General features: G+C 64.8%; 2 protein-coding genes. One reads left to right on the top strand and one right to left on the bottom strand.

Annotated features, from left to right (window positions below; genetic code table 11):
• Nucleotides 1–671 precede the first annotated feature (671 nt).
• A complete protein-coding gene (locus E2C06_RS36005) occupies nucleotides 672–1700 on the bottom strand; it encodes an IS110 family RNA-guided transposase (RefSeq protein WP_133293325.1) in 1029 nt (342 codons plus the stop codon).
• 23 nt (nucleotides 1701–1723) lie between these two features.
• Between E2C06_RS36005 and E2C06_RS36000 the strand changes: the two genes are divergently transcribed.
• On the top strand, nucleotides 1724–2821 hold the full coding sequence (locus E2C06_RS36000; protein WP_370451532.1) for an IS630 family transposase: 1098 nt from the start codon (nucleotides 1724–1726) through the stop codon (nucleotides 2819–2821).
• Nucleotides 2822–2878: the final 57 nt, after the last annotated feature.

Raw genomic sequence — 2878 nt, 5'->3', positions numbered from 1 at the left:
GGTCTGGGTCAGCCCAACCTGCGCCGCGATCGCACCATAGGTCAGGCCGGCCTGGCGCAGCCCGATCACCTGACGCCGACGTTCCTCTTGCGCCGCCGCCGGCAGCTTGCGGATGTCCACATGCTTCATGCCCCTAACCTGGACGGATCCTACTCGCCTTCAAGACCGCCCAGGCCGGATCAATAGCTTGGCTAGCTGGTCTGGGATCGCCCTGATCTTAGCTGTAAGTGGGCCGGCTTGAAGTCAGTTAGGAGAGACGCCGTCTGTCTAGTGCACTGACACAGACGGAGGATGCACAGCGGGCTGCTGCGATGGAATTCTCCGGGCATGGCCCAGACCGTCAGTGTCATCGTTGGATTGGACGATCGCGCCCGCCTGGGCTCGATCATCGGCGACCGGAGCCGCCCGCTCAACGTATGGCCCGCCCCGCCTGCAAGCAGATTCACGACCCGGTCTGATCAGTCTACGCCAACGTATCCGGTCTCAGGGTCAAGCCCTGGCCAAGATGGAGATCCGCGCGTCCTGGTCATCATAAGCACACCGGCGTCGAGCGCCATTGAGCGGGGCAGGGTTCCAGAACACCGGTCGACTGTCAGGCCATCTCGCTTCTACCACCCGCAGACCTCGTCAGCTGCTCGCGCCGAGTGAGCGCGACCAGCCGATTTCGTGCGCTACGACATCGCCGCAGCCTTGATCTCGAACTGCTGCCCGCTACGGAGTACCGCGCAGACGATCCGTGCGAGCTTGGCAGCAAGCGCCACTATCACCGTGTTCACGTGGGCCCGAGCCAGAAGTCCACGTAGCCACTCACCCAGGCGCGTCGCGCTCTTGGACAGGGTCGGCAGGACAGCACGGGCGCCGTGGATCAGCATCTTGCGCAGGTACACGTTACCCCGCTTGCTGATACCCAGCAGCTTCGGCTTACCTCCCGTGGTCATTTGCTTCGGTACCAGCCCCAGCCATGCCGCCAGATCCCGACCACGTCCGAAGGTCTCGGCCCGGCCGATCGCGGCAGCCAGTGCCGTAGCGTTCAGTGGCCCAATGCCTGGGATCGTGCTCAGCAATCGGGCCGTCTCATCCGTGCGGGCCTGATGCGCGAACTCCTCGTCGAAGGCCTGGATACGGCGGTCCAGCTCGCACCATTCGGCCCGCAGATCCTCGATCAGAAGTCGGGTTCGGGGACTGATCAAGGCTTGGTCCGCAGCCAGCAAGGTCTCGAGGAACAACTCCAGCTTGCGCCGCCCCTGAGGAACGGTGATGCCGCGCTCCAGCAGGAAGGCACGCAACTGGTTGATCAGGGCCGTCCGCTCACCCACCAGCCGGTCACGAGCGCGATGCAGGCTCTGCATGTCGAGCTGCTCCTCGCTTTTCAGCTCGACAAACCGCATCGTTGGCCGGGTGGCCGCCTCGGCAATCGCCTCCGCGTCGCGGTCGTCGTTCTTCTGCGCCTTGACGTAGGGGCGTACGTACTCCGGCGACATCAGCCGGACGATGTGACCTTGATCACGTAGTTTGCGACCGAGATAATGCGCTCCACCACAAGCCTCCATTGCCATGAGGCAGCTTGGCAGCCCCGCCGCCAGCTTGACGACTCCGTCCCGCTGCAGGCGCCGCCGCAGGACCACCCGTCCGCTGGTATCCAAACCTACGACACTGCAGCTGTTCTTGCCGAGGTCGGTCCCGAGCACTGCGATCTGCATCGAACCAACTCCCGTCCCTCAGGTTGCCCCACCGGCTTAACGCCTTAGGGGAGAGGGGCGGGCCATCCCATAAGCACATGCAGCGGGTCAACATCATCTTGCTGTCTGCTGATCGGCTGGCGGTCCTGGAGGTGGCCCGCAGGGCGGGCGTCAGCCGTCCCGCCGTGTGGCGCTGGCAACGGCGATACGCCGAGCAGGGCGTCGACGGCTTGCTGCGTGACAAGACGCGCCCGCCTGGCCGTGTGCCGCTGGCCACAGCCATGGTCGCCAAGGTGCTGGCGCTGACCTGCTCCGAGCCACCCGGTGCCGTGACGCACTGGACCGGCCGGGCGATGGCCAAGGTGGTCGGCATCAGCTTGAGCGCGGTGCAGCGCATCTGGCAGGCCAACCGCCTGCAACCGCACCGCCTGCGCACCTTCAAGCGCTCCAACGACCCCGCCTTCGCCAACAAGGTCGAGGACATGGTCGGCCTGTACATGGACCCGCCCTGCCATGCGGTGGTGCTGTCGATCGACGAGAAGAGCCAGATCCAGGCGCTCGATCGCACCCAGCCGGGCTTGCCGCTGAAGCTCGGCAAGTGCGGCACGACGACCCACGACTACAAGCGCAACGGCACCACCACCTTGTTCGCTGCCCTCAACACGCTCGACGGCACCGTGGTCGGCCGCTGCATGCCCCGGCACACCCATAAGGAGTTCGTCCGCTTCCTCAACGCCGTCGAGCGGGCGGTTCCGATTGGCAACGCGATCGACGCCATTCTCGACAACTATGCTACCCACAAGCATCCGAAGGTGCGGCAATGGCTGGCTGATCACCCGCGCTGGGTCTTTCACTTCACGCCCACCTCGGCGTCCTGGATCAACGCCGTCGAGGGCTTCTTCTCGGCCATCACCCGCAGGCGCATCCGGCGCGGCGTCTTCAAGTCCGTCCCGGATCTGCAGGACGCCATCACCCGTTACATCCGCGAGCACAACAAGGCCGCCAAGCCATTCGCCTGGACCAAACCTGCAGAAACCATCCTTGGCAAGCTGGCCAGGCTTCCTGCACCTTCTGTTCGAGTCACTGCACTAGCCGCTCTTATTCATCACGGGCCTACGGTGCGGCTGGCGGGCGTGGCGTAAACTGCTGATTGCGTTTACGGATTTGGGTGTCGAGACCAACCCGCAGCACCTCAGGCC

Origin of the sequence: Dankookia rubra (assembly GCF_004355005.1) — a bacterium.
GTDB classification, from domain to species: domain Bacteria; phylum Pseudomonadota; class Alphaproteobacteria; order Acetobacterales; family Acetobacteraceae; genus Paracraurococcus; species Paracraurococcus ruber_A.
Note: the sequence above shows the minus strand (reverse complement) of the source record. Positions and strands in the feature narration are given on the sequence as shown.